We start from the raw sequence: 17,907 nt of genomic DNA on the forward strand, positions 1-17,907 counted from the left end.
TTCACATCTTTATTATTTTCTCACGCCGCTTTAGTGGAGAAGTGACTATTTCCTGTCTACGCTGTTAATACCAAATCGGCACGTCGCCGTCGGGATGATAAAAGATCAAAGCAGCTTTCTTTTTTGCGAGGAGTATATTTCATGGCTGATACCCGTATTAATAATGGTTATACCGAAACGCTGGCGACCGGGCCCGCAGGATTACCGTTAAAGCGTATTTCCTGGAGCGCCGTATTTGCCGGTGTTATCTGCGCGCTTATCGTTCATATCATTCTGACGCTGCTGGGAACGGCGATCGGTGCCACCACCATTGATCCGATGAAAGAACAGAATCCTCTGGATGGCCTTGGTACGGGCGCACTGGTCTGGACGGCGATTGAGATGCTGGTTGCCATTGCGGCGGGTAGCTATGTGGCAGGACGCCTGGCGCAGCGCGAAGGCGCCATGCACGGCTTACTGATGTTTGGCCTTAGCACAATTTTCACTATTTACCTGGCGGTTACGCTGGCTTCCAGTGTATTAGGCGGCGCGATGAATATTGTAGGATCCGGCTTCCAGGCGCTGGGTAATGGTATTTCCGCAGCGGCACCTTCGGTAACGCAAATGGCAAAAGAGAAGCTGCAGGAAAATAATATTAATCTGGATAACCTGCAGAGCGAACTGGAAACCACGCTGCGTCAGACCGGTAAGCCGGAATTACAGCCAGAGAATTTAAAACAGGACGCGAATAACGAAGCGCAGAATGCAGAGAATCAGGCGAACAATACCGCAAACCATCCGCAGACGGCCGATACCGATCTGGCTAACTGGTTAAAAGGTGTGATGGATCGTCATTCTGATACGCTGCAGGCCGCTGACCGTGATGCGCTGAAAAATATTATCAAGGCGCGTACCGGTAAAAGCGATGAGGAAGTGGATCAGATCGTTGCCAAAACCGAGCAGAGCTATCAGCAGGCTGTTCAGAAGTATCAGGAACTGAAACAGCAGGCTGAGCAGAAAGCGCGTGAAGCCGGCGAAAAAGCGGCCGCTGCTACTGCGAAAGCGAGCTGGTATGCCCTGATTCTGCTGATTATCGAAGCCGTGCTGGCGGGTGTGATGGGCATGGTGGGTCGTCGTACTCAGCCTCGTCAGGTGCTGGCGCACGAACGTCGCTAATCCCCTGTAACAGGCAATAAAAAAGGCGGCTGAGAAGCCGCCTTTTTTCTGTCTGAGACTTAGCGCTTTAACGCTTCGCTCAGCTCATCACGCATGGAGGAGAGCATCGCTTTCACCACGCGCGGATTACCGGCAACGATATTACCGGAGTGCATATAGCCATGGTTACCGGTGAAGTCAGTCACCAGACCGCCCGCTTCACGAACCAGCAGTTCTCCCGCCGCAAAGTCCCACGGCTTCAGGCCGATTTCAAAGTAACCGTCCACGCGACCGGCGGCCACGTAGGCCAGATCCAGCGCAGCTGAACCGGTGCGGCGGAAATCGGCGCACTGCGTAAAGAGTTTGGTCAGGATGTTCATGTAAGCCGGTGCATGCTGCTTCATCTTGAACGGGAAGCCGGTTGCCAGCACGGTGCCATCCAGATCGCGGGCAATGCTGCCGCGCAGACGATAGCCGTTCAGCTGGGCGCCCTGACCGCGTGAAGAGGTGAAGAGCTCATTGCGCATCGGATCGTAAACGACCGCGACTTCAGTGCGGCCTTTAATGCGCACAGCGATAGAGACAGCGAAATGGGGCAGACGTTTGATGAAGTTTGAGGTGCCATCCAGCGGATCGATAACCCATTGAACGTCCTGATCTTCGCCCGCCAGCTCACCGCTTTCTTCGGTGATGATGGTGTGTTTCGGGTAAGATTTACGAATGATTTCGATAATCAGGCGTTCTGCTTCACGGTCAACATTTGTTACGAAGTCGTTGCTGCCTTTCTGGCTGGCTTCGACGGCGTCCGGGGTTTCATAATATTTGGCAATTAAATTTCCGGCCTTGCGCGCTGCGCGCACGGCAATGTTGAGCATTGGATGCATCGGTATCTCTCGCTGGATGTTAAAGAACGGGGAAAACGGCGCGGAGTATAGCAGTGTGTTCGGTAAATGTCCTGCTTTATGTTAGGATTCTCCCCACTGATTTTACTGACCCGTTTCTGAGTATCCCTAATCATGCTGCAAAATATTCGTATCGTTCTGGTTGAGACCTCTCACACCGGTAACATGGGCTCCGTTGCGCGCGCCATGAAAACCATGGGCTTAACCAACCTCTATCTGGTGAATCCGCTGGTCAAGCCCGACTCACAGGCCATCTCACTCGCGGCGGGTGCCAGCGACGTTATCGGCGACGCGAAAATCGTCGACTCGCTGGATGAGGCGATCGCCGGCTGCAGCCTGGTCGTGGGCACCAGCGCCCGTTCCCGCTCACTGCCATGGCCAATGCTGGATGCGCGTGAGTGCGGCGTGAAAAGTGTGGAAGAGGGCCAGCAGGCACCGGTCGCGCTGGTCTTTGGGCGTGAGCGCGTCGGCCTGACCAACGAAGAGTTGCAGAAGTGTCATTATCACGTCGCGATTCAGGCGAATCCGGAGTACAGCTCGCTGAATCTGGCGATGGCGGTGCAGATTATCGCCTATGAAGTGCGCATGGCATGGTTACAGTCGCAGGAGCAGGCCAGCCCGGCACCGAAGTATGAAGAATCGCCTTATCCGCTGGTCGACGACCTGGAGCGCTTCTATCAGCATATGGAACAGATGATGCTGAACAGCGGCTTTATCCGTGAAGCCAACCCTGGTCAGGTGATGAGCAAACTGCGCCGTCTTTATACCCGCGCGCGTCCGGAACGCGATGAACTCAACATTCTGCGCGGCATGCTTTCCTCCTTTGAAAAGCCAAAAAGCGATAAAAAATAAGCGGTTAATAGTTGACTGAATTACCAGGTTAAATAGTTGAGTGTTTTACCAGGTTAAATAGTTGACCAATTTACTCGGGAATGTCAGACTTCAGAGCATCTGTTGCTAATCCTCCGATAACCGGACGCTATTGAGGTCGTATGCTATGAGACTGACATCCAAAGGACGTTATGCCGTTACCGCAATGCTGGACGTTGCCCTTCACTCCCATGAAGGCCCGGTCCCGCTGGCTGATATTTCAGAGCGTCAGGGCATTTCGCTCTCCTATCTGGAGCAGTTATTCTCGCGGCTGCGCAAAAACGATCTGGTCTCCAGCGTCCGGGGACCGGGCGGCGGTTATCTGCTGGGCAAAGCGTCCAATACCATCTCTGTCGGTGAAGTGATCACCGCCGTGGATGAGTCTGTTGATGCAACGAAGTGCCAGGGGAAAGAGGGTTGCCAGGGCGGCGAACGTTGCCTGACCCACGTACTGTGGCGCGACCTGAGCGTGCGCATCAGTGACTTCCTGAATAACATCACGCTGGCTGAGCTGGTGAACAATCAGGAGATCCTGGACGTCGCCGACCGGCAGAATGCGATTGATAATCGCCGCTTCCAGAGCCCGCGTACTCAGGAAATCAACATCAATCAGCGCGCCTCGTAATCCCCCCTGTTGCGGCCCTTACTGCTAACGCGGTCAGGGCCGAATCTGCTATAAAGACGTATGATTTTTTATACGGAGCTGTAGCGCAATGAAATTACCGATTTACCTGGATTACGCCGCCACCACGCCGGCCGATCCGCGTGTAGCCAGCAAAATGATGCAGTTTCTGACGCTGGATGGCACGTTCGGTAACCCGGCCTCGCGATCGCACCGTTTTGGCTGGCAGTCTGAAGAAGCGGTTGATGTTGCGCGTAATCAGATCGCCGAACTGGTCAATGCCGATCCGCGTGAAATCGTCTTTACCTCAGGCGCCACCGAATCTGACAACCTCGCAATCAAAGGTGCGGCCCACGCCCATCAGGCGCGTGGCAAACATATCATCACCAGCCGGACCGAACACAAAGCGGTACTCGACAGCTGTCAGCAGCTGGAACGTGAAGGCTTTGAGGTCACCTGGCTTACGCCTGGCAATGACGGCATTATCTCCCCTGACCAGCTGCGGGCGGCGCTGCGCGACGACACCATTCTGGTCACCCTGATGCACGTCAATAATGAAACCGGCGTGGTTCAGGATATCGCCGCCTTTGGTGAACTCTGTCGCGAACGTGAGATTCTGTTTCATGTGGATGCGACCCAGAGCGTCGGCAAGCTGCCTGTCGATCTCGGCGTGCTGCCGGTGGATCTGATGTCCTTTTCTGCTCACAAACTCTATGGCCCGAAAGGCATCGGCGCGCTCTATGTGCGGCGGAAACCGCGCGTGCAGATCGCCGCCCAGATCCACGGTGGCGGGCACGAGCGCGGTATGCGATCCGGCACCCTGCCGGTTCATCAGATTGTCGGGATGGGGGAAGCCTTTCGCATCGCAGCTGAAGAGCGCGAAACCGAGATGGCGCGTCTGCAGGCGCTGCGTGAGCGTCTGTGGCAGGGCATCAGCGCACTGCCGGGCGTGACCCTTAACGGCCATCCTCAGCAGAGCGCGCCGAATATTCTCAACGTCAGTTTCGCTGACGTTGAGGGTGAATCATTGATCATGGCGCTGAAAGATCTGGCGCTCTCTTCCGGCTCGGCCTGTACCTCCGCCAGCCTGGAGCCTTCCTATGTCCTGCGGGCGCTGGGGCTGAGTGAAGAGCTGGCGCACAGTTCGCTGCGCTTTTCGCTGGGACGCTTCACCACCGATGAAGAGATCGACTACGCCATCGCGCTGGTGCAGAAATCCGTGACGCGTCTGCGGGCATTAATGAAATCCTGACACCCGGTCAGAATCCGGAAACGGCACCTGTCATTGCACTTCGCTGGCATCACCCGACGGAATCTGTTATCAGGTCTGTCTGCGGATTGCATTTAACATCTTATTAAAGCCGTTATAACAATCAGGCTGGATGAAACAGATAACGATTATGGAGCTTTTCGATGACCACACAACCGATGAACATCACGCTTAGCAGCCAGCCCGCCGATGCGCGCTGGGGCGAAAAAGCGATTCTCAGCAGCAACGACAGCGGCATGACGCTGCATCTGACCGGCGCGGATGCGCTGAACACCATTCAGCGCGCGGCGCACAAAATCGACAGCCAGGGGATCCGCCACGTGGCGCTCACCGGCGAAGGCTGGCACCTTGAGCAGTGCTGGGCATTCTGGCAGGGCTTCCGTGGCCCGAAAGGGCAGCGTCAGGTGGAGTGGCCGGCGCTGGGCGAACATGAGCAGGCGGAGTTTGACCGTCGTCTGAAAGCGATCGACTGGGTCCGCAACGTCATCAACCTGCCTGCAGAAGATCTGGGGCCGGAACAGCTGGCACACATGGCGATCGATCTGATCAGTGAAGTGGGCGGCAGCGCCGTCAGCTATCGCATCACCAAAGGTGACGATCTGCGCGAGCAGGGCTACATGGGCCTGCACACGGTAGGACGTGGCTCGAATCGCCCGCCGGTTTTCCTGGCGCTGGATTACAACCCGACCGGCGATGAGAGTGCGCCGGTCTACGCCTGTCTGGTCGGTAAAGGCATCACCTTTGATACCGGCGGCTACAGCCTGAAGCAGAGCAGCTTCATGGATTCGATGAAGTCAGATATGGGCGGAGCGGCGACCGTCACCGGCGCGCTGGCGCTGGCGATTTCCCGTGGCCTCAACAAGCGAGTCAAACTCTACCTCTGCTGTGCCGACAACATGGTCAGCAGCAACGCCTTTAAACTGGGCGATATCATTCGCTATCGCAACGGTAAATCGGTGGAAGTGATGAACACCGATGCGGAAGGACGTCTGGTTCTGGCTGACGGCCTGATCGATGCCAGCGAACAGAATCCGACGCTGCTGATCGACGCTGCCACCCTGACCGGCGCAGCCAAAACGGCGCTGGGTAACGATTACCATGCGCTGTTTACCTTTGACGACGTGATGGCGCAGTCGCTGATGGGCAGCGCGGTGAGCGAGAATGAACCTTTCTGGCGTCTGCCGCTGGCAGAATTCCATCGCAGCCACCTGCCGTCTAACTTCGCCGACCTTAACAATATCGCCAGCCCTTCCCATGCGGCGGGTGCCAGCAGTGCGGCAGCGTTCCTGTCCCACTTCGTCAGCCACTATCAGCAGGGTTGGCTGCACATCGACTGCTCTGCGACCTATCGCAAAGGCGCGGTCGATCAGTGGGCCGCAGGCGCAACCGGCCTGGGCGTGCGCACTATCGCCAACCTGTTACTGAAATAAGCTGACCCCAGCGGTGGCCGATGCCACCGCTATGCAGAGAGCAACTATGAACCGTCTTGAAGAGGTGCTGAAGCTGGCCGCAACTGAGCCAGCCCATCGGCCCGAATTTTTTCAACTGCTGCTGGAGTCCGATGTCTGGGTTCCGGGTGAAAGCACCCAGCCACAGCTCGATGCCAGTACGCCGGTTGATCTGCAGCACTGGGAAAAAGAGGATGGCAGCAGCATCATTCCTTTTTTCACGTCGGAACATGCGATGAGCGAAGCCGTCACCGGTGAACAGGCCTGGCTGCGTCTGCCGGTGCGGACGCTGTTTGAGATTACGCGCGGCGAAACGCTGTTTCTCAATCCAAAACTCCCATCCGGCAAAGAGTTTACCCCGGCAGAGATTACGCATCTGCTGGCGGAGCAGGGCAGTGCGCTGAGTCAGCAGACCGTGCTGGAAGGCGGGCACGCCCTGCTGCTCTCTGAGGTGGCCGAGCCGCCTGCGCAGATGATCGACTCGCTGACGCAGCTGTTCAGCAAGCACAAGGAGGTGCGGCGCGCCTTTGTTGCCAGCATTCGTGAGCAGGCCGACGAAGCGCCTAATCTGCTGATTGGAATTGAAGCGGACAGCAACATTGAGGCGATCATTCAGGCGGCGGGCAGCGTGGCAACGGATACGCTGCCGGACGATGCGCCGATTGATATCTGCGAAGTTACCCTGCAGGACCGCGGTATCAGCCACTTCTTTACCGCGCATATCACGCCCTTTTATGAACGTCGCTGGGGCAGTTTCCTGCGTGACTTCAAGGGCAGCGAGCGGATTATCTGACGCAGTTAAAAACAGGCGGCTCATGGGCCGCCTGTTTTTTATTTCGCAATCGGTAAGTCGTCGCGACTGCCCCATTCACCCCAGGAGCCGTCATACAGCGTGACATCCCGCGCTCCCAGCGCCGTCAGTGCGAGGATTACCACCACCGCCGTGACGCCAGAGCCGCAGCTGGCCACTACCGGTTTGCTGATATCGACGCCGGCGTCAGCGAACAGCTGGCGCAGCGCCGCCTCCGGCTTCAGTTCTCCCTGCTCTACCAGGCTGTTCCACGGCACGTTCAGACTGTTGGGAATATGCCCGCGATGTAATCCGGGACGCGGCTCGTCCACTTCCGCGTTGAAGCGATTGGCCGCACGTGCATCCACGATCTGTGCGCCGCTTTCATGGCTGATCAGCAGCACGTCCGTCAGACGTTTCACCCGGCTTTCATCCGCCTGAGCCTCAAACTCGCCTTCCGGCAGGCTGACCTCGCCGGTTTCCAGCGCAAAGCCTGCTGCTTTCCAGCCCTGTAGTCCGCCCGTCAGGATCGACACCTGCGCGACACCAAAGGTCTTCAGCATCCACCAGGCGCGTGGCGCGGAGAAGAGATTGCCTTCGTCATAGACCACCAGGTGTTTATCGCTGCTGACGCCCAGCTCGCGCATCGCCACGGCAAAGCGTTCGGCGCGCGGCAGCATATGGGGATAGGGGCTGGTGTGGTCGGACAGCGCTTCGATATCGAAGTAAGGGGCGTCGGGTAAGTGTCCCGCCAGATATTCAGCCTGAATATCACGCACGGCCTCCATGCCGGGTGGCAACATGCGCGCATCCAGTACCTGAAGCCGCTCATCATCATAGTGCTCTTGTAACCAGTCGGCGGACACAAACAGTGGCGTCGTCATAACAACCTCATCTCTGCAATCTGTGATAGCAGTGTCGGGGAATGTGGAAACCATCTCAAGCGATGCGTTAATAAAATGGGGCAGGGGAGGAGAAAAAGCCTGGCGTGCTGCTCAGGAATCGTCCGTCAGGGCCGCAGCACCGGCGCTTTTTCAGGCAAAATCATAACGAAGACGCCTCTGCGTCGACTCAGATCAAGAATTTTCAACAAATTAGGGATCTCTGATAGGCAATGCCGCACTCAGCCCCTATAATCGGCGCCGTTTATTGGCCGGGGGCTGCGCCGCCGGTTTCTTCAGGACGTCAAGACAGAGGTCATCATGGCAATCGAACGTACTTTTTCTATCATCAAGCCAAACGCCGTCGCTAAAAATGTGATTGGTGCTATCTACAACCGTTTTGAAAGCGCTGGCTTCAAAATCGTTGGTGCAAAAATGCTGCAGCTGAGCAAAGAGCAGGCTGAAGGTTTTTACGCTGAGCACCAGGGCAAGCCATTCTTTGATGGTCTGGTTGAATTCATGACCTCTGGCCCGGTTGTCGTTTCTGTACTGGAAGGTGAAAATGCCGTTCAGCGTCACCGTGACCTGATGGGTGCGACTAACCCGGCAAACGCACTGGCTGGCACCCTGCGTGCTGACTACGCAGACAGCTTCACCGAAAACGCCACGCACGGTTCAGATTCTGCTGAATCCGCTGCCCGCGAAATCGCCTATTTCTTCGGCGAAAACGAAATCTGCCCACGTACCCGTTAATCGCCTGGCGATAAACAGCAGGTCGGCTTTACAAAAATCTGCCTGAGGGAGCCACTCCCGCCTGTTATCAGGCCGCAGATGTTGTACAATATTGCGCCTTCATTGACTTCGCTTAATGAAGGCGCAATTTTTTTCACCTATCCCTGAACAGCGCCATAACGTGTAACAACGAGGCCAGAGAATATTATGTCCGAACAGATTGTGACGTCCGCGTCCGCATCCCCCATTGTCGTTTCCCCTAAAAGCCAGAAAATCAACCTGCTGGATCTCAACCGTCAGCAGATGCGCGAGTTTTTCCAGTCGCTGGGCGAAAAGCCGTTCCGTGCCGATCAGGTCATGAAGTGGATTTACCACTACTGCTGCGACGATTTCGAGCAGATGACCGACATCAACAAAAAGCTGCGTAACCGGCTGATGGAGCTGACGGAGATCCGCGCACCGGAAGTGGCTGAAGAGATGCGCTCCACTGACGGCACCATTAAATGGGCCATCCGCGTGGGCGATCAGCTGGTGGAAACGGTCTATATCCCGGAAGGCGACCGCGCCACGCTGTGTGTTTCTTCGCAGGTGGGGTGTGCGCTGGAGTGTAAATTCTGTTCGACCGCACAGCAGGGTTTTAACCGTAACCTGCGGGTGTCAGAAATTATTGGTCAGGTATGGCGTGCGGCGAAAATCGTCGGCGCAGCAAAAATCACCGGCCAGCGTCCTATCACTAACGTGGTGATGATGGGCATGGGTGAGCCGCTGCTCAACCTCAATAATGTGGTTCCGGCAATGGAGATCATGCTGGATGACTTCGGCTTCGGTCTCTCCAAGCGTCGTGTGACCCTCTCTACTTCAGGTGTGGTGCCTGCACTGGACAAACTGGGCGATATGATTGATGTGGCGCTGGCCATTTCACTGCACGCGCCTAACGACAAGCTGCGTGATGATATTGTTCCGATCAACAAAAAGTACAATATCGAAACCTTCCTGGCAGCGGTGAAACGCTACATTGGCAAATCTAACGCCAACCAGGGACGCGTGACCATTGAGTACGTCCTGCTGGATCATGTCAATGACAGCACCGACGATGCGCATGAGCTTGCCGCATTACTGAAAGAAACACCGTGTAAAATCAACCTGATTCCGTGGAACCCCTTCCCGGGTGCTCCTTATGGCCGCAGCTCAAACAGCCGCATCGATCGCTTCTCCAAGGTGCTGATGGACTACGGTTTTACCACCATTGTGCGTAAAACCCGTGGCGACGATATTGATGCCGCCTGTGGTCAGTTAGCGGGTGAGGTGATCGACCGCACCAAGCGTACGCTGCGTAAAAAAATGGCGGGTGAAGCCATCTCTGTGAAGGCGCTCTAGAAGCGTGACAGAGAACGTTTCCTGACGTGAAGACGCGTGGCAGGCTGCAGCCTGTCAATGTCAGGCAGAGGGAAACGATCGTGCGTAACGGATTACCCGCCAGTGTACTGGCGCTGTTTGTTGTAAGCGGGTGTGTCAGCCAGCCGCACTCATCCGGTGCTGAAGAGGTGCGTCTGCAGTTAGGGATGCACTATCTGGCGGCGGGTGATTATGCCGCCGCTGAGCGAAACTTTCTGCGCGCACAGGCCGCCGCGCCAGAGGATTACCGGGTCTCGCTTGCGCTGGCACGACTGGCGCAACAGCAGGGCAATCAGACAGCAGCCCAGGCAGGGTTTATACTGGCACAGCAGCATGCCCCGGATAATGGTTTTGTTGCTAACAATTACGGTGCGTTTCTCTGCGCTTTAGGGCAGTATGACGAAGCGCATCAACAGTTTAGTCGGGCAGAAACCGCTCCGTCGTCTGATGCACGCAACGACGCGCTTGAACTGGCAGGTTTTTGTTACCTGCAGGCGGGGGATGTTGTTGCCGCCCGCAGGATGCTACGCCGGGCCATTGAAGCCGACAGGCGAAAAGCTGATTCGCTGCTGGCGGAGGCTGAAAAGCAGATGGCTGAAAACCATCTGGCGAGGGTGCAGATTTTGCTCGACGTTTACCAGCTACAGTTGCCCGAAACGGCACGCAGTCTGGCGTTACACTTACGTTTCGCCGCGCTACAGGGAAATGCCGCAGACGTTTCACGTTATGGCGACCAGTTAGCGCGACGTTTTCCGCAATCGATACAGTACCAGCGTTATTTAGCTAATGAATACTGAAGCCACTCAAGAAAACTCTGCATTACATTCAACAGGTGATCGCCTGCGTCTGGCCCGTGAGCAGATGGGGCTGTCACAGCAGAACGTCGCTGAACGTCTGTGTCTGAAACTCTCTACCGTGCGTGACATCGAAGAGGACAAATCGCCTGCCGATTTAGCCTCGACGTTCCTGCGCGGTTACATCCGCTCTTATGCGCGTCTGGTGCACATTCCTGAAGAGGAACTGCTGCCGATGATGGCGAAACAGACGCCGGTCCGGGCGGCAAAAATCGAGCCGATGCAAAGTTTCTCCCTGGGCAAGCGCCGCAAGAAACGCGACGGCTGGTTAATGATTTTTACCTGGCTGGTGGTGTTCGTGGTGATTGGCCTGACCGGCGCCTGGTGGTGGCAGAATCACAAAGCGTCGCAGGACGAACTGGTGCCGATGACCGACCAGAACGGCAGCAGCGGCGATAGCGGCCAGTCGATTCCGCTGGGTGAGACCAGCGGTGACAGCGCGGCGCCAGCCGCGCCTGACGAAAGTAATACGGCCGCCAGCGACAACAGCGCGACCAGCACGCCAGCCACCTCTGCGCCGGCTGCCAGCACCACCACTACCCCAGCCACAACGCAGACCGACAGCAGCAATGCTGTCGTGTCACCGAGCCAGGCGCCACAGGACACCACATCGGCAGCACCGGCCACGACTAACCCTGCAACCAGCACGACACCACAGATGCCGGTCGGCGCTGCCGCAGTCAGTGAACCGGCGGCCGACCCGAATGCGGTGGTCATGAACTTCACTGCCGACTGCTGGCTGGAAGTGAGCGATGCCACCGGCAAAAAACTGTTCAGCGGCATTCAGCGTAGTGGTGGTAAACTGAGCCTCGCGGGCACACCTCCGTATCGTCTGAAAATTGGCGCGCCGTCCGCGGTTCAGGTGCAATATCAGAATCAGCCCGTTGATTTAAGTCGTTTTATCCGTAATAACCAGGTTGCTCGCCTGACGTTGGGTGCGCAATAACAGCGTATCGCGTACCGGGCAATTGTGGAGAAGAAATATGCATAACGAAGCACCCATTATCCGTCGTAAATCCAGACGCATTTACGTCGGCAAGGTGCCGGTCGGTGACGGCGCACCTATTGCCGTCCAGTCGATGACCAACACCCGCACCACTGACGTGGAAGCGACGGTAAATCAGATCAAAGCCCTTGAGCGCGTCGGTGTCGACATCGTTCGTGTCTCGGTGCCGACCATGGATGCCGCAGAAGCGTTCAGGCTGATCAAACAGCAGGTGAACGTGCCGCTGGTTGCAGACATCCATTTTGACTACCGCATCGCCCTGAAAGTCGCCGAATATGGCGTTGACTGCCTGCGCATCAATCCCGGTAATATCGGGAACAATGAGCGCATCCGTATGGTGGTTGACTGCGCGCGCGACAACAATATTCCGATCCGGATTGGCGTTAACGCCGGTTCGCTGGAAAAAGATCTGCAGGAAAAGTATGGCGAGCCGACGCCGCAGGCGTTGCTGGAATCGGCCATGCGTCACGTCGATCACCTCGACCGTCTTAACTTCGACCAGTTTAAAGTCAGTGTAAAAGCCTCTGACGTCTTCCTGGCAGTGGAATCTTATCGCCTGCTGGCAAAACAGATCGATCAGCCTCTGCATCTCGGGATCACCGAAGCGGGCGGGGCGCGCGCTGGCGCAGTCAAATCGGCGATTGGGCTGGGTCTGCTGCTGTCAGAAGGGATCGGCGACACGCTGCGTATCTCGCTGGCGGCCGATCCGGTTGAAGAGGTCAAAGTCGGCTTCGATATTCTGAAATCACTGCGCATCCGTTCGCGTGGGATTAACTTCATCGCCTGCCCGACCTGTTCACGTCAGGAGTTTGACGTGATCGGCACCGTCAACGCGCTGGAGCAGCGTCTGGAAGATCTCATCACGCCGATGGATGTCTCCATTATCGGCTGTGTGGTCAACGGACCGGGCGAAGCAACGCTCTCGACCCTGGGCGTGACCGGTGGCAGCAAGAAGAGTGGTTTCTACGAGGATGGCGTGCGTCAGCGCAATCGTCTCGATAACCACGACATGATCGATCAGCTGGAAGCGCGCATTCGTGCCAAAGCGTCGATGCTGGATGCCAGCCGCCGGATTGATGTGCAGCAGCTGGAAAAATAATGGCGTGCGCAGCCTGCGTGCGTGACTTTTTTGACTGAACCTGTGCGGTTTCATCCTCATAAGGTATGATGCCGGACAGGTTTTTTTTGCATTAAGAGATTTTAACGTGGCGAAGAATATTCAGGCGATTCGCGGGATGAACGACTACCTGCCTGCGGATACCGCTCTCTGGCAACGGATTGAAGGCGTACTCAAGCAGACGCTGGCGAGCTACGGCTACAGCGAAATTCGCTTGCCGCTGGTGGAGCAGACCCCACTGTTTAAACGCGCCATCGGTGAAGTCACCGATGTGGTTGAAAAAGAGATGTACACCTTCGAGGACCGCAATGGCGAAAGCCTGACGCTGCGTCCGGAAGGAACCGCAGGCTGCGTGCGAGCCGGTATCGAGCACGGTTTACTCTACAATCAGGAGCAGCGCCTGTGGTACATGGGGCCGATGTTCCGCTATGAGCGTCCGCAGAAGGGCCGTTATCGCCAGTTTTACCAAATCGGCGTCGAAGTGTTTGGTCTGCAGGGACCGGACATCGATGCGGAGCTGATTATGCTCAACGCCCGCTGGTGGAAAGCGTTAGGCATTGCCGACCACGTTCGCCTGGAACTCAACTCCATCGGCTCACTGGAAGCGCGTGCGCACTACCGCGATGCACTGGTCGCCTTCCTTGAACAGCACAAAGAGGTGCTGGATGAGGATTGCAAACGCCGCATGTACAGCAACCCGATGCGCGTTCTCGACAGTAAAAATCCCGATATTCAGCAGCTGCTGAATGATGCGCCGCAGCTCGGCGACTATCTTGATGACGAATCACGCGACCATTTCAGCGGCCTGTGTGCCCTGCTGGATGACGCGGGCATCCGCTACACCGTTAATCAGCGTCTGGTGCGCGGCCTGGATTACTACAATCGCACCGTGATTGAGTGGGTCACCGACAGCCTGGGTTCACAGGGTACCGTGTGCGGCGGCGGTCGCTATGACGGTCTGGTAGAGCAGCTCGGTGGACGTGCCACCCCTGCGGTGGGCTTCGCGATGGGCATGGAGCGTCTGGTGCTGCTGGTTCAGGCGGTGAATCCGGAATTTGAACCGACGAGCAATGTGGATGTCTATGTTATCGCTTCCGGTCAGGGCGTGCAGTCCGCTGCGATGCAGCTGGCTGAGAAATTGCGCGATGAAGCGCCAGAGCTGAGGCTGATGACTAACTTTGGCGGCGGCAACTTCAGGAAGCAGTTTGCCCGCGCTGACAAGTGGGGCGCTCGCGTCGCGCTGGTGCTGGGCGAGGATGAAGTCAAAGCCGGTCAGGTCGTGGTGAAAGATCTGCGCCGTGGCGAGCAGCAAACGCTGGATCAGGCAGAGGCTGCTGCTGTATTGCGCACGCTGTTACAGGCGTAACACAGCACCAACCATAGAAAGGAGAAGGATTGCGTGGAAGTGTATAGCAATGAGAACGAGCAGACCGAAGCGCTGCGCAACTTTTTTACCAGCAATGGTAAGGCGTTAGCCATTGGCGTAGTCATCGGCATTGCTGCGCTGGGTGGCTGGCGTTACTGGAGCAGTCATCAGGACGATACTGCGAAAACGGTATCGGCCCAATATCAGCAGCTGACCACCGCCATGCAGGCGGGCAAACCTGAGACGCTGGAAGCGGTCAACCGGTTTGCCAGCGAAAACAGCAACACTTATGGTGCGCTGGCGGCGATGGATCTGGCGAAGCAGTATGTGGATGCCGGTCAGCTTGATAAAGCCGCAGCACTGCTGCAAAACGGACTGAAAGATACCAAAGATGCCAATCTGCAGGCGGTGATTAACCTGCGTCTGGCTCGCATTCAACTGCAACAGAATCAAGCGGATGCGGCGCTTAAAACCCTTGACGGTGTGAAGGGTGATGGCTGGACAGCCATTGTGGCCGATATTCGCGGCGAAGCGCTGCTGGCCAAAGGCGACAAGCAGGGCGCGCGCGATGCCTGGAGTAAAGGGGTGGAATCTGACGCCTCTCCGGCATTGAAGCAAATGATGCAGATGAAGATGAATAACTTAAGCTAAGCCAGTCAAGAGAGAGCGCATGGAATTACGTAAATACCTGCTGCCGGGACTGATTTCAGTCACTTTGCTCAGCGGTTGTTCGCTGTTTAGCGGCGAAGAAGATGTAGTGAAAATGGCCCCGCTGCCGAAGGTGGAAAATCAGTTTACGCCAGAGAAAGTGTGGAGCACCTCGGTCGGCGATGGCGTGGGTGATTTCTACTCCAATCTGCATCCTGCCTGGCAGGACAATACGGTCTTCGCAGCCGACCGCTTTGGTATCGTGAAAGCGCTGGATGCCGCAGACGGTAAAGAAAAATGGAAAGTCGATCTCTCTGAGAAAACCGGCTTCTTCTCGAAAAATCGCTCAGCCCTGTTATCGGGCGGCCTGACGGCGGATGGCGATCGGATCTATGTCGGCAGCGAGCGCGGTCAGGTTTATGCCCTGAACAGCAGCGATGGCAGCCTGGCCTGGCAGACGAAAGTCGCCGGTGAAGCGCTGTCACGTCCGGTGGTCAGCGATGGCCTGGTGCTGATCCATACCAGCAACGGCATGTTGCAGGGTCTGGACCAGAGCAGCGGGGCGGTGAAGTGGAGCGTTAACCTGGATATGCCTGCGCTATCACTGCGCGGTGAATCGGCTCCGGCTGTTGCGTTTGGCGGGGCCATTGTCGGTGGTGACAACGGCCGCGTCAGTGCCGTCGTGCTGAACCAGGGGCAACTGATCTGGCAGCAGCGTATTTCTCAGGTCAGCGGCGCAACCGAAATCGATCGTCTGAACGATGTCGATACGACCCCGGTTATCGTCAACGGCGTGGTTTACGCGCTGGCGTACAACGGTGACCTGACGGCGCTGGATCTGCGCTCCGGCCAGATTCTGTGGAAACGCGAAATCGGCGGTGTGAAAGATCTGATTGTTGATGCCGGCCGCATCTATCTGGTCGATCAGGATGACCGTGTGATTGCCCTGAACGCGGACGGTGGCGTCGCTATCTGGCGTCAGAGCGATCTGCTGCATCGCAACCTGACTTCACCGGTGCTCTACAACGGCTATCTGGTGGTTGGCGACAGCGAAGGGTATCTGCACTGGCTGAACACCACCGACGGTCGTTTTGTCGCGCAGCAGAAGCTGGACAGTTCCGGTTTCCAGACCGAGCCCGTGGTCGCCAGCGATAAGCTGCTGATCCAGTCGAAAGATGGTGAGGTTTATGCGATTACCCGTTAACGGGTAAACGTCCGGCAGGTGAAATCCTCCGTTCCGACGGCTCCTGATTTAATCAGGGGCCGTTTCGTTTTTAGTCAGGCATGGTATTCTTTGCGCCTTAAGCCTGAACTTAACGGCCAGAGCCGTTATAATCACGCCATTCGGGCGATTCATTTTTTATTGAGGCATTTTGTTATGGTACCTGTGGTCGCGCTGGTTGGGCGTCCCAATGTGGGAAAATCTACGCTATTTAACCGCTTAACCCGCACTCGTGATGCGCTGGTAGCGGATTTTCCCGGACTGACTCGCGATCGCAAATATGGTCGCGCCGAAGTGGAAGGGCGCGAATTTATTGTTATTGATACCGGTGGTATCGACGGCACCGAAGAGGGTGTTGAAACGCGGATGGCTGAGCAGTCACTGCTGGCGATTGAAGAAGCGGATGTCGTACTGTTTATGGTCGACGCACGTGCGGGCATGATGGCCGCCGATCAGCAAATCGCTAAACACCTGCGTTCCCGCCAGAAAGCCACTTTCCTGGTGGCGAACAAAACTGACGGGCTCGATCCGGATCAGGCGGTTATCGACTTCTATTCACTCGGCCTGGGCGAGATCCACGCCATTGCAGCGTCGCACGGTCGCGGTGTCACCAGCCTGATTGAAACGGCGCTGCTGCCGTGGATGGAGACGGTTGAGCCGGTCGAACTGACCGAAGAAGAAGAGAACCAGGCTTACTGGGCGGCGCTGGACGCCGAGGAGATCGCTGAGCAGGAAGCCGCCGAGGAAGAAGAAAACTTCGACCCGACAGGTTTACCTATCAAGCTGGCCATCGTGGGGCGTCCTAACGTAGGTAAGTCAACGCTTACTAACCGTATCCTCGGTGAAGACCGCGTAGTGGTCTACGATATGCCCGGCACCACTCGCGACAGTATCTATATTCCGATGGAGCGTGACGGACGTGATTACGTACTGATCGACACCGCCGGGGTGCGTAAGCGCGCCAAAATCTCTGACACCGTAGAGAAATTCTCGGTGATCAAGACGCTGCAGGCGATTGAAGATGCCAACGTGGTGATGCTGGTCATCGACGCCCACGCCGGTATCTCGGATCAGGATCTCTCCCTGCTGGGCTTTATTCTCAACAGTGGCCGCTCGCTGGTAATCGTGGTTAACAAATGGGATGGCCTGTCGCAGGAAGTGCGTGACGAAGTGAAAGAGACGCTGGACTTCCGTCTGGGCTTTATCGATTTCGCCCGCATCCACTTTATCTCTGCGCTGCACGGCAGCGGCGTGGGTAATCTGTTTGAATCGATCACTGAAGCCTATGACTGTTCGACCCGGCGCGTAAACACCTCGCTGCTGACGCGCATCATGAACATGGCGTCAGACGATCACCAGCCACCCCTGGTGCGCGGCCGTCGCGTTAAGCTTAAGTATGCCCATGCCGGTGGTTACAACCCGCCCATCGTGGTCATCCACGGGAATCAGGTGAAAGATCTGCCAGATTCTTACAAGCGTTACCTGATGAACTATTTCCGCAAATCCCTGAATGTGATGGGAACGCCAATCCGTATTCAGTTCAAAGAGGGTGAGAACCCTTATGAAGGCAAGCGTAACCTGCTGACGCCGACTCAGCAGCGTAAACGTAAGCGTCTGATGGCGCATATGAAAAAGAATAAGCGTTAACGA

Annotated in this window: 17 protein-coding genes; 15 read left to right on the forward strand and 2 right to left on the reverse strand. The window is 56.5% G+C overall.

Annotated elements, in window-relative coordinates; translation table 11 throughout:
• Positions 1-141 precede the first annotated feature (141 nt).
• Positions 142-1,155 (forward strand): TIGR04086 family membrane protein, encoded by a 1,014-nt coding sequence (locus tag HFD97_RS16970; protein ID WP_046102373.1) that lies wholly within the window; start codon positions 142-144, stop codon positions 1,153-1,155.
• Positions 1,156-1,214: 59 nt separating this feature from the next.
• Here HFD97_RS16970 and suhB read toward each other — a convergent pair whose 3' ends face one another.
• Positions 1,215-2,018, reverse strand: a complete 804-nt coding sequence (gene suhB / locus HFD97_RS16975; RefSeq protein ID WP_009088706.1) for an inositol-1-monophosphatase — start codon at positions 2,016-2,018, stop codon at positions 1,215-1,217.
• Positions 2,019-2,150: 132 nt separating this feature from the next.
• Between suhB and trmJ the strand changes: the two genes are divergently transcribed.
• From trmJ to sseB, 5 genes are all read left to right on the forward strand, one after another.
• Positions 2,151-2,888: a tRNA (cytosine(32)/uridine(32)-2'-O)-methyltransferase TrmJ gene (gene trmJ / locus HFD97_RS16980; RefSeq protein ID WP_009088708.1), complete on the forward strand. Its 738-nt coding sequence runs from the start codon at positions 2,151-2,153 to the stop codon at positions 2,886-2,888.
• 145 nt (positions 2,889-3,033) lie between these two features.
• Entirely contained in the window at positions 3,034-3,531 is a 498-nt protein-coding gene (iscR, locus tag HFD97_RS16985; protein ID WP_009088710.1) for a Fe-S cluster assembly transcriptional regulator IscR, read from the forward strand.
• A gap of 88 nt (positions 3,532-3,619) precedes the next feature.
• Positions 3,620-4,780 carry an IscS subfamily cysteine desulfurase gene (locus tag HFD97_RS16990; RefSeq protein ID WP_167431278.1) on the forward strand — a complete coding sequence of 387 codons (1,161 nt, stop codon included), beginning with the start codon at positions 3,620-3,622 and terminating at the stop codon, positions 4,778-4,780.
• A 161-nt stretch (positions 4,781-4,941) separates the two neighbouring features.
• Positions 4,942-6,228 (forward strand): aminopeptidase PepB, encoded by a 1,287-nt coding sequence (gene pepB / locus HFD97_RS16995; protein ID WP_009088714.1) that lies wholly within the window; start codon positions 4,942-4,944, stop codon positions 6,226-6,228.
• 46 nt (positions 6,229-6,274) lie between these two features.
• Entirely contained in the window at positions 6,275-7,039 is a 765-nt protein-coding gene (sseB, locus tag HFD97_RS17000) for an enhanced serine sensitivity protein SseB (protein ID WP_167431279.1), read from the forward strand.
• Positions 7,040-7,077: 38 nt separating this feature from the next.
• Here sseB and sseA read toward each other — a convergent pair whose 3' ends face one another.
• Positions 7,078-7,920 carry a 3-mercaptopyruvate sulfurtransferase gene (sseA, locus tag HFD97_RS17005; protein ID WP_167431280.1) on the reverse strand — a complete coding sequence of 281 codons (843 nt, stop codon included), beginning with the start codon at positions 7,918-7,920 and terminating at the stop codon, positions 7,078-7,080.
• Positions 7,921-8,238: 318 nt separating this feature from the next.
• Between sseA and ndk the strand changes: the two genes are divergently transcribed.
• From ndk to der, 9 genes are all read left to right on the forward strand, one after another.
• Positions 8,239-8,670 carry a nucleoside-diphosphate kinase gene (gene ndk / locus HFD97_RS17010; RefSeq protein ID WP_003848684.1) on the forward strand — a complete coding sequence of 144 codons (432 nt, stop codon included), beginning with the start codon at positions 8,239-8,241 and terminating at the stop codon, positions 8,668-8,670.
• A 186-nt stretch (positions 8,671-8,856) separates the two neighbouring features.
• On the forward strand, positions 8,857-10,026 hold the full coding sequence (locus HFD97_RS17015; protein WP_009088720.1) for a bifunctional tRNA (adenosine(37)-C2)-methyltransferase TrmG/ribosomal RNA large subunit methyltransferase RlmN: 1,170 nt from the start codon (positions 8,857-8,859) through the stop codon (positions 10,024-10,026).
• Positions 10,027-10,106: 80 nt separating this feature from the next.
• Positions 10,107-10,841 carry a type IV pilus biogenesis/stability protein PilW gene (pilW, locus tag HFD97_RS17020; protein ID WP_167431281.1) on the forward strand — a complete coding sequence of 245 codons (735 nt, stop codon included), beginning with the start codon at positions 10,107-10,109 and terminating at the stop codon, positions 10,839-10,841.
• The gene (gene rodZ / locus HFD97_RS17025) at positions 10,831-11,844 is read left to right on the forward strand and encodes a cytoskeleton protein RodZ (RefSeq protein ID WP_167431282.1); all 1,014 of its coding nucleotides are present in this window, start codon (positions 10,831-10,833) and stop codon (positions 11,842-11,844) included. The genes pilW and rodZ overlap by 11 nt, the downstream gene beginning before the upstream one ends.
• 37 nt (positions 11,845-11,881) lie before the next feature.
• Positions 11,882-13,003: a flavodoxin-dependent (E)-4-hydroxy-3-methylbut-2-enyl-diphosphate synthase gene (gene ispG / locus HFD97_RS17030; RefSeq protein ID WP_167431283.1), complete on the forward strand. Its 1,122-nt coding sequence runs from the start codon at positions 11,882-11,884 to the stop codon at positions 13,001-13,003.
• A 106-nt stretch (positions 13,004-13,109) separates the two neighbouring features.
• Positions 13,110-14,387: a histidine--tRNA ligase gene (hisS, locus tag HFD97_RS17035; protein WP_046102368.1), complete on the forward strand. Its 1,278-nt coding sequence runs from the start codon at positions 13,110-13,112 to the stop codon at positions 14,385-14,387.
• Between the two features lie 33 nt (positions 14,388-14,420).
• Positions 14,421-15,038 (forward strand): YfgM family protein, encoded by a 618-nt coding sequence (locus HFD97_RS17040; RefSeq protein WP_009088731.1) that lies wholly within the window; start codon positions 14,421-14,423, stop codon positions 15,036-15,038.
• A gap of 19 nt (positions 15,039-15,057) precedes the next feature.
• Positions 15,058-16,239, forward strand: a complete 1,182-nt coding sequence (gene bamB, locus HFD97_RS17045) for an outer membrane protein assembly factor BamB (RefSeq protein WP_046102367.1) — start codon at positions 15,058-15,060, stop codon at positions 16,237-16,239.
• Between the two features lie 174 nt (positions 16,240-16,413).
• Positions 16,414-17,904: a ribosome biogenesis GTPase Der gene (gene der, locus HFD97_RS17050; RefSeq protein ID WP_167431284.1), complete on the forward strand. Its 1,491-nt coding sequence runs from the start codon at positions 16,414-16,416 to the stop codon at positions 17,902-17,904.
• Positions 17,905-17,907 lie beyond the last annotated feature (3 nt).

The organism is Pantoea sp. EKM103V (assembly GCF_011800365.1).
In the GTDB taxonomy this organism is placed as follows: Bacteria; Pseudomonadota; Gammaproteobacteria; order Enterobacterales; family Enterobacteriaceae; genus Pantoea; species Pantoea anthophila.

Coding starts and splice junctions, on each gene's coding strand:
- HFD97_RS16990 (WP_167431278.1), top strand. CDS start 3,620: ATGAAATTACCGATTTACCTGGATTACGCCGCCACCACGCCGGCCGAT.
- ispG (WP_167431283.1), top strand. CDS start 11,882: ATGCATAACGAAGCACCCATTATCCGTCGTAAATCCAGACGCATTTAC.
- sseB (WP_167431279.1), top strand. CDS start 6,275: ATGAACCGTCTTGAAGAGGTGCTGAAGCTGGCCGCAACTGAGCCAGCC.
- trmJ (WP_009088708.1), top strand. CDS start 2,151: ATGCTGCAAAATATTCGTATCGTTCTGGTTGAGACCTCTCACACCGGT.
- HFD97_RS17015 (WP_009088720.1), top strand. CDS start 8,857: ATGTCCGAACAGATTGTGACGTCCGCGTCCGCATCCCCCATTGTCGTT.
- suhB (WP_009088706.1), bottom strand. CDS start 2,018: ATGCATCCAATGCTCAACATTGCCGTGCGCGCAGCGCGCAAGGCCGGA.
- iscR (WP_009088710.1), top strand. CDS start 3,034: ATGAGACTGACATCCAAAGGACGTTATGCCGTTACCGCAATGCTGGAC.
- sseA (WP_167431280.1), bottom strand. CDS start 7,920: ATGACGACGCCACTGTTTGTGTCCGCCGACTGGTTACAAGAGCACTAT.
- ndk (WP_003848684.1), top strand. CDS start 8,239: ATGGCAATCGAACGTACTTTTTCTATCATCAAGCCAAACGCCGTCGCT.
- rodZ (WP_167431282.1), top strand. CDS start 10,831: ATGAATACTGAAGCCACTCAAGAAAACTCTGCATTACATTCAACAGGT.
- bamB (WP_046102367.1), top strand. CDS start 15,058: ATGGAATTACGTAAATACCTGCTGCCGGGACTGATTTCAGTCACTTTG.
- der (WP_167431284.1), top strand. CDS start 16,414: ATGGTACCTGTGGTCGCGCTGGTTGGGCGTCCCAATGTGGGAAAATCT.
- pepB (WP_009088714.1), top strand. CDS start 4,942: ATGACCACACAACCGATGAACATCACGCTTAGCAGCCAGCCCGCCGAT.
- HFD97_RS16970 (WP_046102373.1), top strand. CDS start 142: ATGGCTGATACCCGTATTAATAATGGTTATACCGAAACGCTGGCGACC.